21 protein-coding genes, 1 tRNA gene and 5 pseudogenes are annotated in these 22,570 nt (G+C 71.0%); 9 read left to right on the plus strand and 18 right to left on the minus strand.

Going from position 1 to position 22,570, the window contains the following annotated elements; translation table 11 throughout:
- The first annotated feature begins 828 nt into the window (after window positions 1-828).
- Window positions 829-2,079 (plus strand): cytochrome P450, encoded by a 1,251-nt coding sequence (locus tag GHR20_RS05480; RefSeq protein WP_148025390.1) that lies wholly within the window; start codon window positions 829-831, stop codon window positions 2,077-2,079.
- Between the two features lie 15 nt (window positions 2,080-2,094).
- Here the strand turns inward: GHR20_RS05480 and GHR20_RS05485 are convergent, their stop codons facing one another.
- Together GHR20_RS05485 and GHR20_RS37330 are read right to left on the minus strand one after the other, a co-directional pair.
- Window positions 2,095-2,859 carry an SDR family oxidoreductase gene (locus tag GHR20_RS05485; RefSeq protein ID WP_111584151.1) on the minus strand — a complete coding sequence of 255 codons (765 nt, stop codon included), beginning with the start codon at window positions 2,857-2,859 and terminating at the stop codon, window positions 2,095-2,097.
- Between the two features lie 864 nt (window positions 2,860-3,723).
- Window positions 3,724-3,906, minus strand: a pseudogene (locus GHR20_RS37330) (S-adenosylmethionine-dependent methyltransferase); the annotation flags it as partial.
- 286 nt (window positions 3,907-4,192) lie between these two features.
- Between GHR20_RS37330 and GHR20_RS05495 the strand changes: the two are divergent.
- Window positions 4,193-4,609, plus strand: coding sequence for a polyketide cyclase (locus GHR20_RS05495; protein ID WP_153812442.1), 417 nt, complete (start codon window positions 4,193-4,195; stop codon window positions 4,607-4,609).
- A complete protein-coding gene (locus GHR20_RS05500) occupies window positions 4,609-5,037 on the plus strand; it encodes a MarR family transcriptional regulator (RefSeq protein ID WP_148025387.1) in 429 nt (142 codons plus the stop codon). The genes GHR20_RS05495 and GHR20_RS05500 overlap by 1 nt, the downstream gene beginning before the upstream one ends.
- A gap of 202 nt (window positions 5,038-5,239) precedes the next feature.
- Here GHR20_RS05500 and GHR20_RS05505 read toward each other — a convergent pair whose 3' ends face one another.
- Complete coding sequence (locus tag GHR20_RS05505; RefSeq protein ID WP_243877944.1) at window positions 5,240-5,704, minus strand: hypothetical protein; 465 nt, start codon at window positions 5,702-5,704, stop codon at window positions 5,240-5,242.
- A gap of 197 nt (window positions 5,705-5,901) precedes the next feature.
- Between GHR20_RS05505 and GHR20_RS05510 the strand changes: the two are divergent.
- A pseudogene (locus GHR20_RS05510) lies at window positions 5,902-5,998 on the plus strand.
- A 101-nt stretch (window positions 5,999-6,099) separates the two neighbouring features.
- Here GHR20_RS05510 and GHR20_RS38285 read toward each other — a convergent pair.
- The 4 genes and pseudogenes from GHR20_RS38285 to GHR20_RS05535 all read right to left on the minus strand — a co-directional run.
- A pseudogene (locus tag GHR20_RS38285) lies at window positions 6,100-6,762 on the minus strand (DUF1524 domain-containing protein); the annotation flags it as partial.
- A gap of 63 nt (window positions 6,763-6,825) precedes the next feature.
- On the minus strand, window positions 6,826-7,335 hold the full coding sequence (locus GHR20_RS37340) for a hypothetical protein (RefSeq protein WP_243877946.1): 510 nt from the start codon (window positions 7,333-7,335) through the stop codon (window positions 6,826-6,828).
- Between the two features lie 25 nt (window positions 7,336-7,360).
- The gene (locus GHR20_RS05530; RefSeq protein WP_153812443.1) at window positions 7,361-7,522 is read right to left on the minus strand and encodes a hypothetical protein; all 162 of its coding nucleotides are present in this window, start codon (window positions 7,520-7,522) and stop codon (window positions 7,361-7,363) included.
- Window positions 7,523-7,944: 422 nt separating this feature from the next.
- Window positions 7,945-8,448, minus strand: coding sequence for a hypothetical protein (locus GHR20_RS05535; protein WP_243877947.1), 504 nt, complete (start codon window positions 8,446-8,448; stop codon window positions 7,945-7,947).
- A 666-nt stretch (window positions 8,449-9,114) separates the two neighbouring features.
- Between GHR20_RS05535 and GHR20_RS05540 the strand changes: the two genes are divergently transcribed.
- Window positions 9,115-9,477 (plus strand): hypothetical protein, encoded by a 363-nt coding sequence (locus tag GHR20_RS05540; protein WP_111584146.1) that lies wholly within the window; start codon window positions 9,115-9,117, stop codon window positions 9,475-9,477.
- Between the two features lie 91 nt (window positions 9,478-9,568).
- Window positions 9,569-9,958, plus strand: a complete 390-nt coding sequence (locus tag GHR20_RS05545; RefSeq protein ID WP_153812444.1) for a hypothetical protein — start codon at window positions 9,569-9,571, stop codon at window positions 9,956-9,958.
- A 582-nt stretch (window positions 9,959-10,540) separates the two neighbouring features.
- On the opposite strand, the gene GHR20_RS05550 is transcribed toward GHR20_RS05545, so the two are convergent.
- A tRNA-Pro gene (locus tag GHR20_RS05550) sits at window positions 10,541-10,614 on the minus strand.
- A 126-nt stretch (window positions 10,615-10,740) separates the two neighbouring features.
- Between GHR20_RS05550 and GHR20_RS05555 the strand changes: the two genes are divergently transcribed.
- Window positions 10,741-11,448 (plus strand): transketolase, encoded by a 708-nt coding sequence (locus tag GHR20_RS05555; RefSeq protein WP_153812445.1) that lies wholly within the window; start codon window positions 10,741-10,743, stop codon window positions 11,446-11,448.
- A gap of 58 nt (window positions 11,449-11,506) precedes the next feature.
- Entirely contained in the window at window positions 11,507-12,418 is a 912-nt protein-coding gene (locus GHR20_RS05560; protein ID WP_153812446.1) for a transketolase C-terminal domain-containing protein, read from the plus strand.
- Between the two features lie 91 nt (window positions 12,419-12,509).
- Here the strand turns inward: GHR20_RS05560 and GHR20_RS05565 are convergent, their stop codons facing one another.
- The 9 genes and pseudogenes from GHR20_RS05565 to GHR20_RS05605 form a co-directional block, all read right to left on the minus strand.
- Window positions 12,510-12,869, minus strand: coding sequence for an MmcQ/YjbR family DNA-binding protein (locus GHR20_RS05565; RefSeq protein ID WP_194858815.1), 360 nt, complete (start codon window positions 12,867-12,869; stop codon window positions 12,510-12,512).
- A gap of 39 nt (window positions 12,870-12,908) precedes the next feature.
- Complete coding sequence (locus GHR20_RS05570) at window positions 12,909-13,811, minus strand: LysR family transcriptional regulator (protein WP_153812448.1); 903 nt, start codon at window positions 13,809-13,811, stop codon at window positions 12,909-12,911.
- 31 nt (window positions 13,812-13,842) lie between these two features.
- Complete coding sequence (locus GHR20_RS05575; RefSeq protein WP_111584139.1) at window positions 13,843-15,036, minus strand: glycine C-acetyltransferase; 1,194 nt, start codon at window positions 15,034-15,036, stop codon at window positions 13,843-13,845.
- A gap of 72 nt (window positions 15,037-15,108) precedes the next feature.
- Window positions 15,109-16,137 carry an L-threonine 3-dehydrogenase gene (gene tdh / locus GHR20_RS05580; RefSeq protein WP_111584138.1) on the minus strand — a complete coding sequence of 343 codons (1,029 nt, stop codon included), beginning with the start codon at window positions 16,135-16,137 and terminating at the stop codon, window positions 15,109-15,111.
- A 216-nt stretch (window positions 16,138-16,353) separates the two neighbouring features.
- Window positions 16,354-16,929: a GAF domain-containing protein gene (locus GHR20_RS05585; protein WP_153812449.1), complete on the minus strand. Its 576-nt coding sequence runs from the start codon at window positions 16,927-16,929 to the stop codon at window positions 16,354-16,356.
- 62 nt (window positions 16,930-16,991) lie between these two features.
- Window positions 16,992-17,594 carry an ATP/GTP-binding protein gene (locus GHR20_RS05590; RefSeq protein WP_153812450.1) on the minus strand — a complete coding sequence of 201 codons (603 nt, stop codon included), beginning with the start codon at window positions 17,592-17,594 and terminating at the stop codon, window positions 16,992-16,994.
- Window positions 17,572-17,943 carry a DUF742 domain-containing protein gene (locus GHR20_RS05595; protein ID WP_037657415.1) on the minus strand — a complete coding sequence of 124 codons (372 nt, stop codon included), beginning with the start codon at window positions 17,941-17,943 and terminating at the stop codon, window positions 17,572-17,574. The genes GHR20_RS05590 and GHR20_RS05595 overlap by 23 nt, the downstream gene beginning before the upstream one ends.
- Window positions 17,944-17,945: 2 nt before the next feature.
- Entirely contained in the window at window positions 17,946-18,380 is a 435-nt protein-coding gene (locus GHR20_RS05600) for a roadblock/LC7 domain-containing protein (RefSeq protein WP_111584135.1), read from the minus strand.
- Window positions 18,381-18,699: 319 nt separating this feature from the next.
- Window positions 18,700-20,418, minus strand: a pseudogene (locus GHR20_RS05605) (ATP-binding protein); the annotation flags it as partial.
- A gap of 579 nt (window positions 20,419-20,997) precedes the next feature.
- On the opposite strand from GHR20_RS05605, the pseudogene GHR20_RS05610 reads away from it, so the two are divergent.
- A pseudogene (locus tag GHR20_RS05610) lies at window positions 20,998-21,275 on the plus strand (TetR/AcrR family transcriptional regulator); the annotation flags it as partial.
- 32 nt (window positions 21,276-21,307) lie between these two features.
- Here GHR20_RS05610 and GHR20_RS05615 read toward each other — a convergent pair.
- Window positions 21,308-22,474 carry an MBL fold metallo-hydrolase gene (locus GHR20_RS05615; RefSeq protein WP_194858816.1) on the minus strand — a complete coding sequence of 389 codons (1,167 nt, stop codon included), beginning with the start codon at window positions 22,472-22,474 and terminating at the stop codon, window positions 21,308-21,310.
- Window positions 22,475-22,570: the final 96 nt, after the last annotated feature.

Consider the following 22,570-nt stretch of genomic DNA (forward strand, 5'->3'; position numbering starts at 1 on the left):
CCGTTCGTCCGGCCTCGGTCGCGCCGTTTGACTCCGGTCGCACCGTCCGGCCCCGGTCACGTCGTCCGACTCCGGTCGCGCCGTCCGTCCTCGGTCGCGCCGTCCGGCCCCGGTCGCGTGTTCGGGCGTTCGAAGCCGGTCACCAGGCCGGTCACCGGGGCCGTGGCGACGCCGGTCACAGGGCCAGTGGAGCAGCCGATCGCGAGGCCGGTCCCCAGACCCGTGGCACAGCCGATCGCGAAGCCGGACGCGAGACCCGTGGCGCAGCCGGACGCGAACCCGGTCGCCAGACCTGTGGCGCAGCCGGACACGAGACCTGTGGCCCAGCCGGACACGAACCCGGCCCCCAGACCTGTGCGGGAGAAGACCGTGACCGCTCGCCGCTCACCTCTCACGGCCGCGGTCCGCCGGCCCGGACCGCCGCCGGGCCGGGCGCTCGGGCCCGGCCGGGGGCGGCTGCGGGCTCCGGCGGCGCGGGGCGACCGCATCGCGCCGCCCTCGCCGTCCCCCGGCGCCCGCCCCGTCCCCACCGCCCCCACCGCCCTCACCGCCCCCACCGCCCTCACCGCCCTCACCGCCCCTGCCGTCCCGCCGACCTCGGGTCCATGCCCACAACAGCGAAGACACCGTCCCCAGCCCCTGCCCCGGCGGACGGATCGCCCCTGGCCCGGCCCGCCGGGGCAAGCGAGACGGCGACGACGGGACCCACGACGACCGCCACGGCACGGCGGCGCGCCCGTCGCCGGTCCCTCCCTACCCGCCACGTCCTCCGTACCCGCCCCGCCCTTCCCGTCGCCCTTCCCGGCTCTCCTCGAAGGAGTACTGGCCGTGACCGAAGAGCAGCCTCTCGTCCTCGACCCCACCGGTTCCGACCACCATGCCGAGCACCGGGCGCTGTACGCCCGCGGCGCGGCCACCCCCGTGGACATCCTCGGGGTGACCGCGTGGTCCGTCTCCGATCCCGACCTCCTGAAGCAGCTCCTGACCCGTGCCTCCGTCTCCAAGGACGCGCGAGCGCACTGGCCGGCCTTCGCCGTCACGGTCCCCACCTGGCCACTCGCCCTCTGGGTGGCCGTCGACAACATGTTCACCGCCTACGGCGGCGATCACCGGCGGCTGCGCCGGCTGATCGCACCGGCCTTCTCGGCCCGCCGTATCGCCGCCCTGACGCCCGTCGTGGAGACCCTGGTCGCCGGCATCCTCGACGAGCTGGCGGCGCTCCCGGCCGGCGAAGTGGTGGACCTGCGCGAGCGGTTGGCCTACCCGCTGCCGATCGCGGTCATCGGCCGGATGATGGGGCTCTCCGCCGCCCGGTCGAGCGGGCTCCGTACCGTGGTGGACCGGGTGTTCGCCACCACCCTCTCCGCCGAGGAGGCCACCGCGAACACGGCCGCCCTCTACGGACTGTTCGACGAGTTGATCGCGGAGAAACGCGCCTCGCCCGGCGACGACATGACCTCGCTGCTGATCGCCACCCGCGACGAGGAGGGCGACGGCGGTTGTCTGACGGACGCCGAACTGCGCGGCACCCTGGTGCTGATGATCAGCGCCGGCTACGAGACGACCGTCAACGTCATCGACCACGCCGTCACGTCCCTGCTGACCGACCCGGCGCAGCCGGCCCACGTCGACAGCGGCCGGTGCGGCTGGGACGACGTGGTCGAGGAGACCCTGCGCCACGAGTCCGCCATCAAGCACCTGCCCATGCGCTTCGCGGTCCAGGACATCCCGCTGCCCGACGGGAGGACGATCCGGGCCGGGGAAGCGATCCTCGCCTCCTACGCCGCCGCCAACCGCCACCCGGACCGGCACGGCGCGGACGCCGACCGCTTCGACGCCACCCGGACCACCAAGGACCACCTGGCGTTCGGGCACGGCGTCCACTTCTGCCTCGGTGCCCCGCTCGCCCGCCTCGAAGTCGCCGCCGCCCTACGGCAGTTGTTCACCCGCTTCCCCGACGTCCGACTCGCGGTGCCCGCCGAGGAGCTGCGACCGCTCCCGACCTTGATCAGCAACGGGCACACGAGCCTGCCCGTCCGCCTGCGGCCGGTGCCCGCGGGCGGACGGGCGGGGACGTAGACCGCCCCGGCAGGATCAGCGGGTGGTGTACCCGCCGTTGAGGAAGATCGTCTGGCCGTTGGCCCACCATCCGTCGGTCAGCAGATGGCGGACCCACGGCACGATGTCGTCGATCTTGGTGAGCTCGCCGTTCATCGCGGAGGACTTGTGGTAGGCGACGGAGTCGTCGTCCTCGGCGGGGTAGAAGAACGAGGTGTCCATCGGGCCGGGAGCGATGGCGTTGACCGAGATGTTCCGGCCGAACAGTTCCTTCGACAGGGCGCGGGTGAAGTGCTCGACCGGGGCCTTGCTGCCCGCGTACACGGAGTACAGGCCGGTGTACGCGGCGAGCAGCGAGGTGACGACCGTGATGATCTTCCCGCCGTCGTCGATCCGGCGGGCCGCCTCGCGCATCACGAAGAACGCGGCCTTGGAGTTGACCGCGAACATCCGGTCGTACTCCTCCTCGGTGATCTCGGTGAGCGGTTTCTTCAGCACCATGCCGGCGGTGTTGATGCTGTAGTCGAGCTTGCCGAACCGGTCCAGGACCTCTTCGAAGACCCGCTCCACCTCGGCGACCTTCGTCAGATCGGCCTGGACGGCGAACGCCTCGCCCGGGCCCGCGTTGATCTGCGCGACGACGTCCTCGGCCTTGGCCCGGGAGGACTCGCTGTTGTAGTGCACCGCGACCAGGGCACCCTCGGCGCCGAGGGTCGTGCTGATCAGCCCGCCGAGATTGCGGGACGCGCCGCCGACGAAGGCGACCTTGCCGTTGAGCGTCTTGTCCGGGGTACTGGCCATGACAGCCTCCTGCGGTGTTCCGACGGGGACGGCGGGCCCGGCGGATGCCGCGGCCTTGCCATGCCCATGGACTCACCCGCACCGGGGGGCGCGCATCTCGAACGATCCCCGGGAACGACCGAGGGCCGTCTCGGAAAGCATCCGAAACCGGCCCTGATCTACGACTCTTACGAGTCGGGTGGATGAGGCGCGCAGTAGGCTCCGCCGGGCACTTGTCGGGCACACCGTGCGGTCCCCAAGTGGTCCCCAGGCTGTCCCCGCAGAACCCTGTGACAGAACCCCGACCTCGCCGCGCTCACGCCAGGCCGACGTCACCGCTCCACCGACCGCTCGCTCACCCGTACGGCGGCCGCGACCATAGCTCTTTCGGCGCCGATCAGCCCGCACCCTGTACATATCTCCATCCCCATGAACGACCGGAGCCGGCAGGTCGCCGCGCAGGCACACGGGTCTGCTCCTCGATCCGCCATTTGCGGGCTTCCAGCAGGGGCGCCACGAACCACCCGGTCCCCACCGTTGTAACCAGCGATGCCGCCAGCGCGAGCCCCGACGTCTCCAGCGACCCCGGTTCAGTCGGCATGCCCACCCCTCTCTGGTCCGCCCCAGCGGAACACCATGCAGGGGGTGGAAGTCCGTCACCCCGTGTTGCGGACAATTGCGACCGGCACAGATCACGACAACTCGCACCTGACAGGGCGCCCCGAGGCTGTCGTCGATCAGGGAGTCGCTTTGCTGAGCCCATCCGCCCTCATACCGGATCTTCACCACTGTTGACGCTGCGATCAAGATTCGCGCACCGACCACTGGTCCCCAGAGCTGGCCCCCACGTCAACTGCCCTCGCCGGACAGGTACGGCGAGCGGGTCTACGGGCGCTCCGCCGAGGTGCGCCAATAGTCGGCGAGCATCTCCCCCGGCCAGACCGGCAGCCGGTTGATTCAGGCGCCGATGGTTGCGGTGAACGAAGGTTCCGGTCGCCGGCCACCGCGAGTTGCCCGCAGGCTGCGGGCGTGGAGCTGGACATCTCCCGGATATGCCAGGTCGAACCGCTCGCCCCCACGTGCCGGACAGCGGTCACAACGTCGCGGTTGCTCGCCCAGGCCGACGCCGAATGCGACCTGGACTGGGTCGTCGCGGTCGACCTGGAGGACCAGGAGGATGCCCGGGGCGGTGAGGCGGGGCTCTCATGGGCGGTCGAGGACCTCTCGGCGGTGCGGCGCGGGCCGTGGTTCGGGTGGGCACTCGCGGCACTGCGCGACGGGGTCACGCGCCTATGGACAGATGATCTCTGTACAGATAATCTGTCCATAGATCATCAAGACGAGGAGAACACTCATGTGGGACTACGAGCACAGCATCGAGACCAGCGCCACCCCCGAGGCGATCTGGCGGGTCTGGGCCGACGTCGAGAACTGGGGCACCTGGAACGCCGAGATCGAGAAGATCGAAATTAATGGCCCGTTCGCGGCAGGCACGCAGATCACGATGACGCCGCCCGGGGACGACCCGGTACTGCTGCTCATCGCCGAGGCGGTCGAAGACGAACTGTTCGTCGACGAGGCCAGATTCAACGGCCTGCTGCTGCGCACCACCCACCGCATCGACCGGATCGACCAAGACCGGATCCGGGTGGTGTACCGGATGGAGATCACCGGTGCCGGCGCCGACGAGGTCGGCCCGCAGATCGGCCCGGGCATCACCGCCGACTGGCCCGACACGATGGCCGCGCTGGTCAAGCTGGCTCTGCGCTGATGCCCCTCAGCCCCAGCGACAGCCCCGGATTCCTGCTGTGGCACGCCACCCTGCGCTGGCAGCGTGACATCTCCACGGCTCTGGCCCCACTCGATCTCACCCATGTGCAGTTCGTGCTGCTCGCCTGCGCCTGGTGGCTCAACACCCAGGGCGAGCATCCCAACCAACTGGCTCTCGCCCGCCAAGCCGGCACCGACGTCAAGATGACCTCCCAGGTACTACGCACCCTGGAACACAAAGGACTCATCGAGCGTGCAGTCGACCCGGCCGACACCCGCGCCAAACGACTGCGCGTCACCGACGCCGGCGCCGACCTGGCCCCACGCGCGATTGCCGCCGTCGAGCACGCCGACGCGCGGTTCTTCCAGCCGGTGCCCCTCGACAAGGCGATAACCCTTCTCGGCCGCCTGGCGCATCCCGAATCCTGAAGCACCCTCACCGACAACCACAGAAGTCCTTGAAGCAGGCCAGGCAGGCGCCGGGTTACGCGGCCCACACCGAACCGCGCGGCGGCGGCACCGCTTTTTTTCGCCGCCGGCTTCCCGCCGCCCGCATTCTTTTTCGCCGCCTGCGCCGACTCAGGGGCGCGACCAGCCGGTCGGGCAACAACCTCCCCACCCCGTGGGCTGCCTAGGCGCTGCGCGGCCGGCGCCCGGACGTCTTCCTCGCGGTCGTCTTCTCCTTGGTCACGGTCTTCCGGACCGGCTGCCTCTTGGCGGACATCTTCTTCTTCGTTGCCGGCAGCTCATGCACCTCGGCCGGCCCGGTGTCCTCGCCACGGGACGCCTCGGCCTTCGTCACCGACTCCTGCAAGGCGGCCGTCAGGTCGAGCACCCGGGCAGGCTGCTCCGGCTCGGGCGCCTTTGGCAAGGGCTCCTCCTCGCGCTTGGCCTCGATGATCTCGGCGACCGCCTCGGGGTAACGGTCGTGGAACTCGGGGCCCTCCAGCTCGTCGACGGTCATGGTGTCCACCGGGGCGAGCGCGCCCTCGACCTCCTCGTCGGACACCCGGACCGGCGGCGGCAGCAGCTCGGCGGGGTCGCGGATCTCGTCCGGCCAGCGCATCGCGTGCAGGACCAGGGCTTCGTCCTTCACCCTCAGCAGCCCGAGTCGCTCGCGGCCGCTCCAGGTGATGTCGGCCCTTCGTCACGCATAAGTGCTCTCTGCCCGAGCCCGGACCGCTCAGGCCGCGACCGGCGTACGGGCTGCGGCGGACGCGTCAGCTCCCTGTCAGGGGCTCGTGTCACTCTCTTTCACGTGAACGGCCCAGGACACCACGGGCCGGGAACAAGGGAGAGGTGCCCGGAGTGGTTGATCGGGGACCAGCGAGCACGCCTCAAGGTCGGATCCCTCCGGGGGTCCACGCAGGTTCGAATCCTGCCCTCTCCGCATCGCAGCACGCCGCTCACCGAAGAGACCCGGTGAGCGGCGTGCTGATGCCGTGCGGTTCTTCGGTTGGTGCAGGTGTCCCGCATGGACGACAGGGCCGACTTCTCCTTGTCGGTGGTGGTCAGCTTCCAGATGGACTTGATGTGCGTGTAGTCCTCGGCGTACGTGCACCAGAACGTCCTGTTCGTGGGCTTCCAGTCGGCCGGCCCACTGTCGGACTTCGAGCTGTTGGACGACTCCGACGCGATCAGCAGCTGCGGGTCCTTCAGATCGTTGCCGAACGCCTTGCGCTGGTCCGCGGTCCAGGCGTCGGAGCGCCACGCCTCGGCGAGGGGGACCATGTGGTCGATGGTGGTCTTCGCGACATCGGTGACGGTGGTGTCGTCGTACACGGAGTACCAGCTGCCGGAGGAGGGCTGGCAGCTGTCGGGCTTGTCCTGGACGTTCTTGCCGTCACGAGCGACTACGTCCGGCACACCACCGCAACGTGCGGCTGGACGCACCGCCAAAAGCCCCGGGACACATACGAGACCGCCAAGTGCAAGGACGCTGCCCTGTCCTGCTCCCGGCACTCCCAGGGCACCTGCTCCCACCACCACGGCGTCCGCCACTGGTTCGAGTAACCCACACACGCCGCGGACGGCCCGGAGGCGGTCTGCGGCGAGCAGCACATCATGTGGTGTGGCGCCGCGTCGGCACCTACAACGTCTCACCGGCCCGTGCGGATTGTCTGCCGGCTGCGTTCTGGCGTGCGGCAGGGTCACTCCTCACCGACACCCCTGGTTTTGGTTCCTGGGAGTCGGAGTCGCGGCTGGGCGAGCCGTGGATCAGGACGACGGGGTGATCGCCGTCGGGGTCTCCTCCTGGGCGGGTTCACCACGGCCGATGGTCATGGACCAATGCACGGAGGAGGGAGCCTCGACGGAGACGACGCCGCCGCGGTCCGCTCCGCTGACACCCACCTGGTTGTACGTGGTGCTGACTTGGTCGGCGAGACACTCCAGTGGGAAGGAGACGTGCACCGACTGCACGGCGACCTTGACCGTGCCGGCACCTCGGCACCGCACCGCGACGATCAGGGCGTCACCTTTCCTACCCTTGCCGAATTCGATGCTGGCGTTCCCGACCGTCGCGTTCTGGCGGCCGGCGAGCGTCTCATCCGCGTCCAGCTCCGGAGGCACCTGCACCGAGGGCTGTGTGCTGCTGCCTGCAGCGGCTGTCGTGCCCGCCGAGGTCGGGGTAGATGAAAGGGCCGACGGGGAGGACTTGCCGGCCCCGGTGTGATCCGTGGTGCAGCCGGTGAGCGCAACGAGCAGCACTGTTCCCGCGACGCTCATGCCTGCGAGGTTTCGATGGGACATGTCAGCTCTCCCAGATGGCCCAGCCCACGCGGCGCGGCGTGTAGATGGTCGAGTTCTTCTTCGTGCCGTAGCAGTTGTAGTACGTGTATTGGCTGTAGCCGTAGGACTTGAGCCGGAAGACGCCATAGCGGGCGTAGGTCGTCTTACGTGTCGGCGTGTCCACGCTGATGGTGTTACCGACCACTGACGGGCCGACGGCAGGCTGGCTTCTGCGTCCTCGCCGGCGGACGGAGCAGGTGCGGGAGTGTCGGAAACGCCGCCCTTCACGAGATCGGTCTCCTCCGGCTGGTCCGGCGGGGCCGTAGCGACGGTGGAGTCGGTATTCGCCGGGGGCACTTCCTCCGCCGAGGCTGGTCCCCTCCGGCGAGGAGGGCGACGGTCACAGCGATCCGAGGGAAGCAGTTTTAGCCATGCGTATGACACTCACTCCTGTGATGACGGGACGCGATCCGCTGCCCACGGACGGCTCCCATGATGATCACAGCACTGATGGCGGACGCCTAAATTCCGCCCCGATCGATCCGGCTGCCCCTGGTACGGTGCCGGCCCAGCGTCGTAACAGGAGCAACCGATCGAGCGGGACTCTCAGTTCCCTGTCTGCCCGAAGACGTATCGCACCAGTTCCGCGTCCTTCTTCGGCACCGCCAAGTCGTACGTCCCGTCCGCCGTACTCAGCTCATAACGCTCGAACTTCCGCGCCATGGGCACCTTGCCCTCAACAGGCGCCAGTGCAAACGGGGGTCTCAGAAGCGTGCTTCCCTTCCCGCCTGTCCGGTCGGTCCAGACCGGCACCTCCCCCAGGGCGCACCGCAGGAATCCGCTCCTGGTCCGAGGGATCTTCTTGCCCTGACCGATCGACATCGTCACCGCCCCGCCGATGCTCTTGGTGAATCCGACGACCTGCAACGGCTGCCCGCTCCTGAAGTCCTCTATGTCCTGAGCGGACGAGCGTCGCCGAATCCACGTCCATCGCAGCAGCACGTCCACCGCGGTCTCGGTGCCTGCGGAGCGCCGAACCGGACGAACCCCCTGTGCCATCTTCCTTCTCCTACTCCTCCGGCCGGGCACGCGCATCCGAATCACGGACATGCCATTACCCGAACCGGCGCTCGAACACAGTTCCCCATCGGAGCTGCGGAGCCGCAGGCTATCCCCCGATGGCCTGCGTGGTCATCGCGCGGCCTCCCTCTACTCCGGGTGCCCCCTGATGCGCGTTGATCGAGGGAGCAGCGTGCAGATACAGAAGGGCCTGCCCACGGCATGCCGGTGCGACCGGTAGGCCGTGAAGCCAGCCCCGGACGGTGGGCTCCGCCCAGCGAATTGGCGTGCATCCGCCGGTGCACCGTGGCATCCGGCATCAGGTGCCCTCGAGGGCCGGCCTCCCGGCTGCGTTGTAACCCGGGCTGCGGTGGGCCGCGCGCCTGCTGGTCGTCCTCGCACACCGGGTGCGGCCACTGAGCATCGTTCCCGTGCGTGCGTAGCGGCCCGTGGCGGCGCGGGCTCGGTCGGCCGCGTGGCGGAAGCATCCAGATAAGGCGTCTGGTCGCTGGTCGAGCGCGACATCGGCAACCTCGTCCCAGCCGACCTCGGCCAGATCCCCCGAGCCGTAGCGCGGACTGAAGATGCTCCAGTACCGACCGGAGGTCCTCGACGGCTGCCTCGCCGGCACCGACCTGGCCCTGGACCTGTGAGCGTCGGGTCGACGGAACCGAAATTGGTGGAGGCCCAAAGCCGCTGGTCAGCTACGGTGGCGGCATGACTGACAGCCTGCCCGAGGACGTAGCCGACGTGCTTGACCTCGTCCTGAACCCGGACGAGCCCGCTCACGTCGCCCTCCGACGGCAGCTGCCCCAGCTCAGGGTGCTATCCCGTTGTCAGTGCGGGTGCGGCACTGCCTACTTCGAGCTCAGCGCCGACGCGGTCGAGCCCGCGCCAACGGGCCCCGGCACGGTCGTGGCTGCCGACGTCCAACTGGTCACCGAAACCGGCGAATGCCCTGGCGAGGTCCTGGTGTTCGCGCAAGGCGGCTACCTGTCATGGCTGGAGGTCTGCTCCTGGAGCGATGACATCGAGGTGAATCTCGCCGCGGCGCGGCGCTGGCTACAGCCACCGTCCTGAACCCGAGCCGGCAACATCCGGCGGTCTCGGACCCTGGCGTCCGCCACCACGAGCTGACCGACATCACGAGTTCAAGTTCAGTAGCGGCCTGGTGCACTCCTACCAGCCGGCGCCCGGCAACTGGGAAGTCATCCAGTTCACGCAGGAATGGGACGACGAAGCCGGAGACCACGCCGCCGACGGCGAGACGTTCGCCGCCGGCGCCGCACGGTTCATCGGCTCCCTGTCGCTCCACTTCGAGGGTCTGCCCGTCGGCGACGTCGTCCAGGTCCGCATGAGCGAGTCGGAAGGCGACGCCCCAAAGGCCGTCCACCCGATCCACGAGGTGATCGGCACTCCCGGCGGCATGTACGGGTTTGTGTCGCTGGTCAAGCGGATCGGCGCAGGCCGCTCCATGCGGGTCCGGCTGCTCGACCAGAGCAAGTTCGACATCGAGGTGGCCAGCACGGTGCTGACGGCGCTGACCTGGAAGGAGTCCTGACCCGTGAGCAGCAGCTCCCAGCTCCCCGAAGGAGGGGCCATTCTGCGCACCGCCGAGATGTACGCCAAGGACCTAGCTAGAGCCTGTCTCCTTGATGGGGTGATCCACTGATCAGCGCCCCTTTGATGCTTGCGGCGTCGCGCATGGAAGCCTGTTCAGATGGATACATTCGCGGACCGGCTCGACGGTGGGTGGAAGTGGTGGGAGGCCGCCATTGAAGAAGCGCAGGAGGGGCGCTGGGTCCGCGACGCCGTGGAACGGCAAGTCATCAGGGACGTCGGCGCCGCCACAAACCCTCTCCATGGCGGACGGGCGGCCCTGTTCACCGAGGACTCGTGGCACGTACGCATCGGGAGGATCGCGAACTGGGCCGGGATCCGTCGAGGACCTTGAGCTCTTCTTCTACGACTGAATCACCGTCGCTCGGTCGTCACCGCCGTGCCCACATGAGGATGGCGGCGAGGTGGAGTGCGGCCTGTGTCCCGGAATAAGGAACGCTGGTCCCCATCTGATCCCCAAAAACGATCAAGGGGCGGTTTCGGATCTCTCCGAAACCGCCCCTTGATCTACGACTCTTACGAGTCGGGACGACAGGATTTGAACCTGCGACCCCTTGACCCCCAGTCAAGTGCGCTACCAAGCTGCGCCACGTCCCGTTGCCGTTTGACCTGCGGTTTCCCCGGTCGCAACGTGCAGGGAAACAATACCGCACTCGGCTCGGTGATCGCGCACGACTTCCTGGGGTTGACCTCAAGTTTGGTCGAGGTTGCACGCTGTCGTCCATGACGATCACAGCGGACGACGACCGCACCCACGAGTACGCCGACCTGCCCGAACTGATGAGCCTGATGACCGGTGACGAGAAGCACGGTCCGGCGGCCACCTCCACGCTCGATGTGCTGTGGGTGCTCTACGACCGGGTCCTGCGGGTCACGCCGGAGCGGACGCAGGACCCTGGCCGGGACCGGTTCCTGCTGAGCAAGGGGCACGGGCCGATGGCGTACTACGCGGTGCTGGCCGCCAAGGGGTTCCTGCCGGTCGGGTGGCTGCCCGGGTTCGGCGGGTACGACTCTCCGCTCGGGCACCATCCGGACCGGGTGCTGGTGCCGGGGGCGGAGATCGGCAGCGGATCGCTCGGGCACGGGCTGCCCCTCGGCGTGGGGACCGCGCTGGGGCTGCGGGCCCAGGGCCTCGCCGATCCGGCGGTCTGGGTGCTGATCGGGGACGCCGAGCTGGACGAGGGCAGCAATCACGAGGCCATCGCCTTCGCGGGGCCCGCCGGTCTCGACCGGCTGCACACCGTCGTGGTGGACAACTCCTCCGCCAGCCATGCCCGGCCCGGCGGGATCGCCGCCCGGTTCGAGGCCGCGGGCTGGTCGGCGGCGACCGTCGACGGGCGGGACCACACGGCCCTGTACGAGGCGTTCACGGCGCCGCATCCGGGGCGGCCGCACGTGGTCGTGGCCCGGGTCGAGCCGAAGAACGCCTGAGAAAACGCCCTCCCTCTTCCCCGAGAATTCCCTCACGCTCCGAAAGGGCGGCATCTCCATGGACACCATGCGCGACCGTTTCGCTCCCGTCGTCTCCCGGCTCCTGGACGAGGACCCGCGCCTCGCGGTGGTCCTCGCCGAGATCGGCAAGGACGGCTTCCGCGAGGCCATCGCCCGGCATCCGGACCGGGTGATCAATGTCGGCATCCGCGAGCAGCTGCTGGTGGGGGCGGCGGCCGGGATGGCGCTGACCGGGCTGCGGCCTGTCGTACACACGTTCGCCAGTTTTCTGGTGGAGCGGCCGTTCGAGCAGGTCAAGCTGGACTTCGGGCATCAGGGCACGGGGGCGGTGCTGGTGAGCGCCGCCGCCTCCTACGACTGGCCGGCCGGCGGGTTCACCCATATGGCGCCGGGCGATGTGGCCCTGCTGGACACCCTGGACGGCTGGACCGTGCAGGTGCCGGGCCACCCCGACGAGGCCGAGACCCTGTTGCGGCACGCGGTCGCGGCGGGCGACGACCGGGTGTACGTACGGCTGTCCGTGCAGTCCAACCGGCAGGCGCTGCCGGTCGACGGCGAGCACTTCGTGACCGTACGGGAGGGGCGGGCCGGCGTGGTGATCGCGGTCGGCCCGCTGCTGGACGCGGTGCTCGACGCGACGGAGGGCATGGACGTGACCGTGCTGTACGCGACGACCGTACGACCCTTCGACGCGGCCGGGCTGCGCCGGGCGGCCGGCACCGCGGGCACGGACGTGGTGATGGTCGAGCCGTATCTGGCGGGCACGTCGACCGCCGCGGTGAACGACGCTCTCGCGGACCTCCCGCACCGGGTCCTCGGCCTCGGGGTCGGCCGCCGTGAGCTGCGGCGTTACGGCACCGTCGAGGAGCACACCGCCGCGCACGGTTTGGACGCGCGGAGTCTGCGGGAGCGGATCGAGGGGTTCCTGGGGGCGCGCGCCGGGGCGTGAGCCGGGGCGGGGTCCCCGGCCCGCCCGTCCCCGCTCCCTCCCTCGCGGTCGCGCGGGATCATGCCGCGCCCTCCGCCGGGCACCGGGATTCTCAGCGGGTGGGCGGGGTGCCCAGCCCCGGGTGGGATTCGAGGAGTCGGGGCGGGGCGGCCTGGCGCCAGGAGTCGGCGAGGATGTCCCGGAGTTCGGCCTCGTCCTCCAGGGTCGCGAGCCGTGCCCGGATCCAGGCGAACTGCGCCTCATGACCGGCGATCCAGAACTTCTCCGGCTCGGCCAGCACCAGTTCGTCCCGCTCCTCCTTCGGGCAGCGCACGGCGACGGACGTCTCGTCCTCGGGCAGGGTCGCGAACATCTTCCCGGCCACCCGGAAGGTGGGCATGTTCCAGGCGGTCTTCTCCGTGGTGTCGGGGAAGGACAGCGCGATACGTCGTACGGCTTCGGCATCCTGCATGCCACGCACCGTAGCGCCGGCCACTGACAATGCCCGGGGTCAGCTCCCCGCGGCCCCGTCCAGCGCCGCCAGCACCGGTCTGATCAGCGGATGCCCCTCCGCGCCCCGGCGCACCGCGGCGAAGACCCGGCGGGTGGGGGCCACGCCGTCCACCGGGCGCACGACCACATCACTGAGGTCCATGCCGCGCAGGGCGGAACGCGGGACGAGGGCGACGCCCGCGTCGGCGGACGCGAGGGCGACGACGGCGCGGAAGTCGTCGGAGGAGTGTTCGAGGCGGGGCTGGAACCCCGCGCTCTCGCAGGCCAGTACGACGACGTCGTGGCACGGGTTGCCGGGGTAGGGCCCGATCCAGGGGTCCTTGGCCAGCTCGGCGAGCGGAACCTCGGCCGAGTCGGCGAGCCGGTGGCCGACGGGGACCACGGCGTCGAACGGCTCGGCGTACAGCGGGACATGGGTGAGCCGGGGGTCGTCGGCGGACGGCGCGCCCCGGTACTCGACGGCCACCGCCACGTCCACCTGCCGGTCGAGGACCATCGGCAGGCTGGCGTCGCCCTCCGCGTCCCGCACGCGGATGCGTATGCCGGGCGCGGTGGTGGCGAGGCGGGCCACCGCGGGGGCCACGACCTGGGCGATGCCGGTCGCGAAGGCCGCCACGGTGACCGTGCCGGCCTCGCCCGAGCCGTACGCCGCGAGTTCCGCCTCGGCGCGCTCCAGCTGGGCGAGGACCCTGTTGGTGTGGCCGAGCAGGATCTCGCCGGCCGGGGTGAGCCGTACGCCCTTGGCACCGCGCTCGACCAGCCGGTGGCCGGTCTCCTGCTCCAGGGCGGTCAGCTGCTGGGAGACGGCGGAGGGGGTGAGATAGAGGGCGGCGGCCGCCGCGGTGACCGTGCGGTGGTCGGCCACCGCACGGAGGATGTGGAGCCGCCGTGCCTCGATCATGCCCCCGATTATCCCAGGTGATATCCCCTGGTCAGGCCGCCAGCTCCGCGCGCGCCGCGATGAACGCGTCCACCGCGCGGTTGACGTCCTCGGTGGAGTGCGCCGCGGACAGCTGGACCCGGATGCGGGCCTTGTCCTGCGGGACGACCGGGTAGGAGAACCCGATCACGTACACGCCCCGCTCCAGGAGCAGCTCGGCCATGCGGCCGGCCCGCGCCGCGTCGCCGATCATCACCGGGGCGATGGCATGGTCGCCGGGGAGGACGTCGAAGCCCTCGGCGGTCATCCGGGAGCGGAACAGCTTGGTGTTCTCGGCCAGCCGCACCCGCAGATCGTCGGCGGACTCCAGCAGGTCGAGGACCTTGAGGGAGGCGGCGGCGATCACCGGGGCGAGGGTGTTGGAGAACAGGTACGGGCGCGAGCGCTGGCGCAGCAGGGCGACGATCTCGGCGCGGGCGGCGACATAGCCGCCGGAGGCGCCGCCGAGGGCCTTGCCGAGGGTGCCGGTGATGATGTCCACGCGGTCCATCACGCCGTGCAGCTCGGGGGTGCCGCGGCCGCTCGGGCCGACGAAGCCGACGGCGTGCGAGTCGTCGACCATGACCATCGCGTCGTAGCGGTCCGCGAGGTCGCAGATCTCGCTCAGCGGGGCGACGTAGCCGTCCATGGAGAACACGCCGTCGGTGACGATCAGCCGGCGGCGGGCGCCGGACGCCTCCTTGAGCTTCGCCTCCAGGTCGGCGAGGTCGCGGTTGGCGTAGCGGTAGCGGCGGGCCTTGGAGAGCCGGATGCCGTCGATGATGGAGGCGTGGTTGAGGGCGTCGGAGATCACCGCGTCCTCCTCGCCGAGCAGGGTCTCGAAGACACCGCCGTTGGCGTCGAAGCAGGAGGAGTAGAGGATCGTGTCCTCCTGGCCGAGGAACGCGGACAGGCGCGCCTCCAGCTCCTTGTGCACCTCCTGGGTGCCGCAGATGAAGCGGACGGAGGCCATGCCGTAGCCCCAGCGGTCCAGTGCCTCGTGGGCGGCGGCGACCACCTCGGGGTGGTCGGCGAGGCCGAGGTAGTTGTTGGCGCAGAAGTTGAGGACCTCGCCGGGGCGGCCGCCGGCGGTGACGCTGACGGTCGCGGACTGCGGGCTGCCGATGACCCGTTCGGGCTTGTGCAGGCCGGCGGCGCGGATCTCGTCGAGGGTGGTGCGCAGATCGTCGCGGACGGTCTCGAACATGACAGAAGCTCCTAGGTGATGCGGATGACGTACGCCGAGCGGGTGACGTACGGCTTGCGCGGTCCGGTCGGGTTACGCGGTCCAGTCGAGGATGACCTTGCCGCCCTTGCCGCTGGCGGCGTCCGCGAAGGCCGACTCGAAATCGCGGTAGTCGTACCGGCCGGTGATCACGGGGGCGAGGTCGAGGCCGCCCTCCAGCAGCACGGACATGGCGTACCAGGTCTCGAACATCTCCCGGCCATAGATGCCCTTGATGGTGATCATCGAGGTGACGATCCGGGCCCAGTCGACGGGGAACTCCTGGGCGGGCAGGCCGAGCATGGCGATCCGGCCGCCGTGCGTCATGTTGGCGATCATGTCGCGCATGGCCTCGGGGCGGCCGGACATCTCCAGGCCGATGTCGAAGCCCTCGCGCAGGCCCAGCTCCCGCTGTCCGTCGGCGATGGTGGTCTCGGCGACGTTCAGCGCGAGGCTCACGCCGATCTTGCGGGCCAGCTGGAGGCGCTCCTCGCTGACGTCGGTCACGACGACGTTGCGGGCGCCCGCGTGCCGGGCGACGGCGGCGGCCATCAGGCCGATCGGTCCCGCGCCGGTGATCAGGACGTCCTCGCCGACCAGCGGGAAGGACAGCGCGGTGTGCACGGCGTTGCCGAACGGGTCGAAGATCGCGGCGACATCGAGGTCGACCGGGACGCGGTGCACCCAGACGTTGGTCGCGGGCAGGGCGACGTACTCGGCGAACGCGCCGTCGCGGCCGACGCCGAGGCCGACGGTGGCCCGGCACAGGTGGCGGCGTCCGGCCAGGCAGTTGCGGCACTTGCCGCACACCAGGTGGCCCTCGCCGCTGACCCGGTCGCCGACCTGGACGTCGGTGACGGCCCGGCCGGTCTCCACGACCTCGCCGACGAACTCGTGCCCGAGCACCAGCGGGGTGCTGATCGCCTGCTGCGCCCAGCCGTCCCAGGCCCGGATGTGCAGGTCGGTACCGCAGATACCGGTCCGCAGGACCTTGATCAGTACGTCGCCGGCCCCGATCTCGGGCTCGGGTACGTCCGTCAGCCAGAGTCCGGGCTCCGCCTTGTCCTTGACCAGCGCCTTCACTCGTGCGGCTCCTGTGGGTGAGGTCCCGTACGCGGGCATGCCGAAGGGACACGCCCGTACCGGGTCAGAGAAGTGGAATCACCCTGCAATCTGCCGCATGGGCGCGCCGTAATCCATCGAGCTTTTCTTAACCGCCGCCTCAGCTTTCCTTCACGCCCCTCCTGTCACATGAACCGACCCCCCTGGGATCGACCCCCTTGTCGCACGAGCCGACGGTCAGATGGGCAGGCCGTCCCGTGCGCTGCGTTCGATCCGTACGACGAGATCGGCGGCCAGCGTCTTGATCGTCTCCAGTCCCTCCCTGCCCCAGGCACGCGGGCCGGTGTCGGCGGCACACACGGTGCCGAGCGCCATGCCGGCGCCGTCGAGGAGCGGGGCGCCGAGGTAGGAGCGGATGCCGTACTCGTCCACGACCGGGTTGCCCGCGAACCGGGGGTAGTCGCGGACGTCCTCCAGGACCAGGGCCTTGCGGCGGACCACCACATGGGGGCAGAACCCGTGGTCGCGGGGCAGCGTACGGCCCCATTCCGCCCTGCCGCCGTCCTCCCGCGGGACGGGGGCGAGCGCCGGGACGCGCAGACCGGCGAAGAACTGCCGGTCCTCGCCGATGAAGTTGACCATGGCGTAGGGCGCGCCGGTGAGGCGGGCGAGATGGTCCGCGAAGGTGTCCAGCGCGGGGTCGGGCCGCTCCCCGAGGCCGAGCGCCCGCAGCCGCCGGACGCGGGCGGGGGCCTCCTTGTCCTCGGGGGTGAGCAGCAGACCGCGGACCGGCCGGGGCGGCTCGTAGCTCATGGCCGGGCTCCGTCGCTGTGCGGGTACCTCATCTGGGGAACTCCGTGGGCGGTCGGTCGGGTTCACCGGTGCGCGGCGCCGTGGCTCGGCGCGTGCTCCGGGGTGTGGGCGAGCAGATGGCGGACGAGGGCCAGCAGGGTGCTCACGCCGGAGGAGGAGATCCGGGCGTCGCAGCGCACGACCGGCACCTCGGGGTCGAGGTCGATGGCGGCGCGCACCTCCTCGGTGTCGTAGCGGTGGCCCCCGTCGAACTCGTTGACGGCGACGATGAAGCCGAGTCCGCGTTCCTCGAAGAAGTCGACGGCGGCGAAGCAGTCCTGGAGCCGGCGGGTGTCGGCGAGGATCACCGCGCCGAGCGCGCCCTCGGACAGTTCGTCCCACATGAACCAGAACCGCTCCTGCCCGGGGGTGCCGAACAGGTAGAGCACATGGTCCGGGTCGAGGGAGATCCGGCCGAAGTCCATGGCGACCGTGGTCTCCATCTTGTTCTCGATGCCTTCGAGGCTGTCGGTCGCGGCACTGACCGTGGTGAGCAGCTCCTCCGTGCTCAGCGGGGCGATCTCGCTGACCGCGCCCACGAAGGTGGTCTTGCCGACCCCGAACCCGCCCGCCACGAGGATCTTGAGCGCGGTGGGGAACGGGTCAGAGCTGTCGTCGTAGTCCATCGAGCACTGCCTCCAGCAGGGACCGGTCGGTGGGAGTGTGGTGGAACGCGGGGGGCTTGGTGGTCAGCGCTTCGCAGTCGACCAGGTCCGCGAGCAGGACCTTGGTGACCACGGCGGGCAGTTTCAGGTGGGCGGCGACCTCGGCGACCGAGACGGGCGCCCGGCACAGGTCGAGCGCCTGGGCGTGCTCGGGCCCGAGGTAGCCGAGCGGGGTGACCCCGGTGGCCATCACCTGGGAGATCAGGTCGAGTGCGACGCTGGGTTCGGTGCGGCCGTTGCTGACCGTGAACGGGCGTACCAGCCGTCCGGCCGCGTCGTCCAGCCAGGGCCCGTCGCCGGCCGCGGCCACGCTCAATGCCTCGGCGCCGTGGGCCCGACGGCGTGTTGCCTGGGGGCGGTGACGAGATAGGGGCGCACGCTCTTGACCAGCATCGCCATCTCGTAGCCGAGCACGGCCGCGTCGGCCTCGCGGCCCGCCAGCACGGCGAGGCAGGTGCCGGAGCCCGCGGTGGTGACGAACAGCAGGGTCGAGGCGAGTTCCACGACGACCTGCCGTACGTCGCCGCAGTCCCCGAACCGGACGCCCGCGCTGCGGCCGAGCGAGTACAGGCCGGAGGCGAGGGCGGCCATGTGGTCGGCGCTGTCCGGGTCGAGGCCGTGCACGGCCTTCACCAGCCCGTCGCAGGACAGGAGCACCGCGCTGCTGGTGTGCGGTACGCGTTGCACAAGGCCGCTGAGCAGCCAGTCGAGGTCGGATGCGTGAGCGGTCGGCGCATCGCTCGCCATGGTGGATCGACTCCTTGGGGTACGAAAAGCGTTGGGGCGCTGTGGGTTGGGGGCGCAATGGGTTGGGGCCGGTACGGCTCGTACGGCGCCCTGCGCGGGTCCGGTACGAGGGGTCAGCCGGTCGGTGCGCTTCCCTCGGTCGGGCCGGTGGACAGGGGGGCGGTTCGGGGTGGAGGTGCGTGAAGTCGCCCTGTATCCGGGACTCTTGGGGCGGGCCCTGATCGGGGTGCAGGACGCGCAGCCGCGCGGGTTCGGCGGGTGTGCGGGCGGGGCCGGGGTGACCGGCGTGGGTGTGCTCGCCGTCCGTCGCCGGCCGGGCCGCCTCGGCGAGACCGATGCCGCGCTGGAAGGCCGCCATCAGTCCGGGGTCGTGGCCGCCGAGTGTGTCGCCGTCCTGCCGGGGCGCGGGGCCGCCGCGGAGCTGGGGGACGAGGTTCTCCTGGGCGCGGCGGCGCGGCAGTTGGGGCTTGGGCATGGTGCCGCGCACGGTGTCGACGCGCGCGGTGGGCGGCACGCCGTCGTGCTCCTCGACCACCGCGCGGTGCCGGGCCCGGACACCGGGTACCGCCTCGGCGGGGGTGGCGCGCTCGCGGTGGGTGCCGCGGACGGGGAGCGGGGGCGGCTCGTCGTGGGTGTGAACTTCTTTGGGCACGATGGGCGTTGGACTCATCGGTACGGGTGCGGGCACGGTCCGCACCGGCTGCGGCTGCGGCTGCGGCTGCGGCTGCGGCTGCTGCTGCTGCACCGGCTGTGGCTGCCGCACCGGCGCGGGCGGTTCCACCCGGACCTGTGCGGGCGGCAGGGCGGCGGTCGCCGGCTCGCACACCGCCTGCGGCGTGCCCAACAGCGCCTCGGGTACGACGAGTACGGCCTGGACGCCGCCGTAGATGTTGCTCTGGAGCCGGACGCCGATGCCGTGCCGACGGGCGAGCTGGGAGACGACGTAGAGGCCGATGCGGCCGTCGGCCAGCAGGCTGGCGACGTTGACCTGGTCGGGGTCGGCCAGCAGGGCGTTCATCCGGTTCTGTTCGCCGACGGGCATCCCGAGCCCGCGGTCCTCGACCTCGACGGCGAGCCCGGAGGTGACCAGGCCCGCGCGCAGCAGCACCTGGGTGCCGGGGGCGGAGAACACCGTGGCGTTCTCGATGAGTTCGGCGAGCAGGTGGATGACGTCGGCGACGGCGTGGCCGCGCAGTTCGCCGTCGGTCGGGGGCACCAGTTTGACCCGGGAGTACTGCTCGACCTCGGCGATGGCGGAGCGCAGCACCTCGGTCATGCTCACCGGGTTGCTCCACTGGCGCCGGGAGACGGCGCCGCCGAGGACGGCGAGGTTCTCGGCGTGCCGCCGGATGCGGGTGGCCAGGTGGTCCACGTGGAAGAGGCCCTTGAGCAGGTCGGGGTCCTCGATCTCGTGTTCCAGGTCGTCCAGGATGGAGATCTCGCGGTGCACGAGGGACTGGAGCCGGCGCGCGAGGTTGACGAAGACCTCCAGCTTCTGCTCGCTGCCCGCGTGGCTGGAGAGCTGGGCGGCCCGCACGACGGCGGTGACGGCGCCGTCGTGGGCGCGGGCCAGGTCGGCGGCGAGCAGTTCGAAGTCGTCGGCGTCCGTGGGCGCCCTGCGGCGGGACGGGCGCTGCGGCGGCGCCTCCCCCCGGCGCAGGGCGTCCACGAGTTCATGCAGGTCGGCCTCGCCGCGGGCGGCGGTGCGGCGCAGCGCGTCGATGCGCTCGGCGACGCCGCGGGCGGCCCGGTCGGCGGCCACGGCGGCGATCAGGATGCCGGCGACGGCCACGGTGACCGCGCCGCCGAGCACGGCCCACAGGACGGGGCCGGTGCGGGCGCCGGTGGAGCGGATGGTGAACAGGACGGCGGCGGTGGCGCCGAGGGCGACCGCGAGCGGGGGCAGCACGGCGAGCCGCATCAACTGGGGCCGTATGTGCGTCTCGGGCAGTGCGGGAGCGGGTCGGGCGACCGGCCGTCCGTGCCGCCCGCCCTCCCGGCGGTCGGCACGGGTGGCCGGTGCGCGAAGGTGAGACATCTGCGTCCTCGTACGGGTCCGTCGGGCCTGGGGTCGGACACTCACGGTAGTCGCCTCCGCCTCATGTGCGAGGGGCAGTTGCCAAACTCCCCCGCCCAGCGTCCCGCTCTGGTATTAGGCTCCGTACGAAAGACCGATGACCGGGCCGCGTGTGCTCCGATCGGGTCGAAAAATATCGATAAGGTCTGATCAAAAGCGGTCAGAAAGAGCGGGCGGGTCGGGAGGTCCGCCCCCTCGGCTCATGCCTCGGATCACGCCCTCTCCACGGCATTCGCCGCCCGCCGAACCGCGCGGGACCTCGCGCCCGACCCACCCGCAAATGTCACTGAACGTATTCCCCTTGGCCTTCGATGGGCTCGCCTCGTGTGCCCCGGCGGAGGGTGAGCGACATCAGGTCGCTGGGAGCGCCCGGCCGCACGCGGTGCCAGCAGCCGGGGGGCACGATCCACACGCGGCCCGCCCGCAGCCGTACCGCCCCGTCGGCCTCCGGGCGCATCTCCCCGTGGTCGGCGTGCACCACGACCTGGCCGTCCCGGCCGATGTGCAGCGCGGCGGCGCACAGGTCGACGGGGGTGAGGGGTCCGCGACAAGGAGGAGTTGCTCGTCCCGCTGCTGGACGACCCCTGGATCGTGGAGGTGCTCACCGCGGACGACCTGATGTCCGCCTCGGCGCTGCGGTCCGTACGACGGCGAACCGGCCGCGCGCGGACGACGGCCGCCCCGCCTGCGGGGAGCGGCTCTTCACCGGTCTCGCCCCGGGAGAACTGCCGCGTCTGGCACAACTCATGGACACGCGGGGCCCGTTGACCGCCGAGGACACCTGTCTCGACGGCCCCCGGGCGCTGGTGGAGGGCCTCGCCGGCCAGGGCGAGGCCCTCGGGCGTCTGCCTCAGCCGCGCTTCGGCGGCTCCGCGACCAGGGCGCCGACCGAGCGCCAGGTGCGGCGCACCTCGCCGGACACGCCGCGCCACCACGCCTCGGCCGGAAGCTTCCCGGCGGGCTCGAAGGGCTCGCCGGGACGCGGCAGGGCGACCGCCTGGCCGGCCTCCTCGGCGGCCTCCTTGGTCCACTCCCCCGGCTCGGCCCACGGGTGCGGGGCGAGATTGAAGGTGCCCCAGTGGATCGGGAGCAGCACGCCGTGCGGCGCGCCGCCCTGGAGGTCCAGATGGGCGCGCAGGCCCTCGTCGGGACGCATGTGGATGTCCGGCCAGAACTCGCTGTACGCGCCGATCTGCACCATCGTGGCGTCGAACGGGCCGTGGGCGGTGCCGATGTCCTGGAAGCCGTCGAAGTAGCCGGTGTCGCCGCTGTGGTAGATCCGGTGCTCCTCGCCGGCGACGGCCCAGGAGGCCCACAGGGTGTGCTGGGTGTTGCGCAGGCCGCGGCCGCAGAAGTGGCGGGCCGGGGTCGCGGTGAGGGTGAGGCCGGCGACCCGGGCCGACTCGTGCCAGTCCAGTTCGCGCAGCCGGTCCGGCGAGACGCCCCAGTGTTCGAGGTGGGCACCCACGCCGAGCGGCACGGCGAAGACGGTGTCGGTGCCGGCCAGCGCCTTGATGGTGGGCAGGTCGAGATGGTCGTAGTGGTCGTGGGAGATCACCACCACGTCGACGTCCCCGAGCGCGGCGAGCGGCAGCGGCACGGGGTGCAGCCGCTTGGGCCCGGCGAAGGGGAACGGGGAGCAGCGCTCGCCCCACACCGGGTCGAAGAGCACCCGGTGGCCGTCGATCTCGGCGAGCACGCTGGAGTGCCCCATCCAGGTCAGCCGCAGGCCCGTGGCGGGCGGCCGGGCGAGGTCGGCGAAGGTCGTGGGGTGCACCGGGACGGTGCCCCGGGGGGCGCGCAGCGGCCGGGTCTCCTTGTCGAAGAAGACCTTCGCGAAGTCCAGCGTGGAGCCGGAGGGCCGGGTGCGCGCGGTGCCGCCGGGGTTCTGGAAGACGCCGTCCTTGAAGTGCGGGGAGCGGCGGATGCGTGCCAGGCGCTCACCGCCCGGGTCCACACCGAAGGCCGCCGGGCGCGGCACACGGGGGCCTGAGGTCGAGGAACGCGGACCGGTCACGGTACCTCCCGGTTGAGTGGTGGGGCCCTCCATTATGGTCGGCCCATCCGACAACCCGGGAACGACCCCTTACTACTGAATCGTCGTTCAGTACGT

The sequence above is a fragment of the Streptomyces sp. SUK 48 genome (assembly GCF_009650765.1).
Taxonomy (GTDB): domain Bacteria; phylum Actinomycetota; class Actinomycetes; order Streptomycetales; family Streptomycetaceae; genus Streptomyces.

Excerpts from the sequence above, each read along its gene's own strand:
- GHR20_RS05560 (WP_153812446.1), top strand. The coding sequence starts at position 11,507 with ATGGACACCATGCGCGACCGTTTCGCTCCCGTCGTCTCCCGGCTCCTG.
- GHR20_RS05600 (WP_111584135.1), bottom strand. The coding sequence starts at position 18,380 with ATGGCGAGCGATGCGCCGACCGCTCACGCATCCGACCTCGACTGGCTG.
- GHR20_RS05565 (WP_194858815.1), bottom strand. The coding sequence starts at position 12,869 with ATGCAGGATGCCGAAGCCGTACGACGTATCGCGCTGTCCTTCCCCGAC.
- GHR20_RS05495 (WP_153812442.1), top strand. The coding sequence starts at position 4,193 with ATGTGGGACTACGAGCACAGCATCGAGACCAGCGCCACCCCCGAGGCG.
- GHR20_RS05540 (WP_111584146.1), top strand. The coding sequence starts at position 9,115 with ATGACTGACAGCCTGCCCGAGGACGTAGCCGACGTGCTTGACCTCGTC.
- GHR20_RS05500 (WP_148025387.1), top strand. The coding sequence starts at position 4,609 with ATGCCCCTCAGCCCCAGCGACAGCCCCGGATTCCTGCTGTGGCACGCC.
- GHR20_RS05555 (WP_153812445.1), top strand. The coding sequence starts at position 10,741 with ATGACGATCACAGCGGACGACGACCGCACCCACGAGTACGCCGACCTG.
- GHR20_RS05585 (WP_153812449.1), bottom strand. The coding sequence starts at position 16,929 with ATGAGCTACGAGCCGCCCCGGCCGGTCCGCGGTCTGCTGCTCACCCCC.
- GHR20_RS37340 (WP_243877946.1), bottom strand. The coding sequence starts at position 7,335 with ATGAGCGTCGCGGGAACAGTGCTGCTCGTTGCGCTCACCGGCTGCACC.
- GHR20_RS05535 (WP_243877947.1), bottom strand. The coding sequence starts at position 8,448 with ATGTCCGTGATTCGGATGCGCGTGCCCGGCCGGAGGAGTAGGAGAAGG.
- GHR20_RS05485 (WP_111584151.1), bottom strand. The coding sequence starts at position 2,859 with ATGGCCAGTACCCCGGACAAGACGCTCAACGGCAAGGTCGCCTTCGTC.
- GHR20_RS05575 (WP_111584139.1), bottom strand. The coding sequence starts at position 15,036 with ATGTTCGAGACCGTCCGCGACGATCTGCGCACCACCCTCGACGAGATC.
- GHR20_RS05590 (WP_153812450.1), bottom strand. The coding sequence starts at position 17,594 with ATGGACTACGACGACAGCTCTGACCCGTTCCCCACCGCGCTCAAGATC.
- GHR20_RS05570 (WP_153812448.1), bottom strand. The coding sequence starts at position 13,811 with ATGATCGAGGCACGGCGGCTCCACATCCTCCGTGCGGTGGCCGACCAC.